The following is a 998-nucleotide window of genomic DNA, read 5'->3' as shown; positions in this document are numbered from 1 at the left end:
GTCTGGTACAGACCGATAACGCTGCCGAACCCGGCAGTGTCAAAAGCTACGACCTGACCAGCCAGGATCGCATCGTCCGTGGACGCATGCCGACGCTGGAAATGATCAACGAGCGTTTCGCCCGCTACACCCGCATCAGCATGTTCAACATGCTGCGCCGCTCGGCGGACGTTGCCGTCGGTGGCGTGCAGGTGATGAAGTTCGGTGAATACGTGCACTCGCTGTACGTGCCGACCAGCCTCAACCTGGTCAAGATCAAGCCGCTGCGCGGCACCGCGCTGTTCATCCTCGACGCCAAACTGGTGTTCAAGCTGGTGGACAACTTCTTCGGCGGCGACGGCCGTCACGCGAAGATCGAAGGGCGTGAATTCACCCCCACCGAACTGCGTGTGGTGCGCATGGTGCTGGAACAGGCTTTCGTCGATTTGAAGGAAGCCTGGCAGGCGATCATGGAAGTGAACTTCGAGTACATCAACTCGGAAGTGAACCCGGCCATGGCCAACATCGTCGGGCCGAGCGAAGCCATTGTGGTGTCGACGTTCCACATCGAACTCGATGGCGGTGGCGGCGACCTGCACGTGACCATGCCGTACTCGATGATCGAGCCGGTGCGCGAGATGCTCGATGCCGGCTTCCAGTCGGACCTCGACGATCAGGACGAGCGCTGGATCAACGCCTTGCGCCAGGACGTGCTGGACGTCGACGTACCGATCGGTGCCACCGTTGCCCGCCGCCAGCTGCGCCTTCGCGACATCCTGCACATGCAGCCCGGCGACGTGATCCCGGTCGAGATGCCGGAAGAAATGATCATGCGCGCCAACGGCGTGCCGGCCTTCAAGGTCAAGATGGGCTCGCACAAAGGCAACCTCGCGTTGCAAGTGATCGAGCCGATCGAGCGCCGCTGACCGGCGCTCGTACCCCCTACGCATTTAACTGAATTGTTGCTCGCCGAGGACAAATGATGAACGACGATATGAACGCCCAGGACGACCAGGCAC

At 61.2% G+C, this 998-nt stretch carries 1 protein-coding gene; it reads left to right on the top strand.

Annotation, left to right across the window (positions count from 1 at the left end; all coding sequences use genetic code 11):
* Window positions 1-905 (top strand): flagellar motor switch protein FliM (fliM, locus tag AC1DLB_RS30920; RefSeq protein ID WP_477786395.1); only part of this gene is annotated, 905 nt, incomplete at its 5' end.
* Window positions 906-998 lie beyond the last annotated feature (93 nt).

Source organism: Pseudomonas sp. 05N434, from assembly GCF_056396965.1.
The sequence above is the reverse complement of the archived record's forward strand: the minus strand, read 5'-3'. Positions and strand labels throughout refer to the sequence as shown.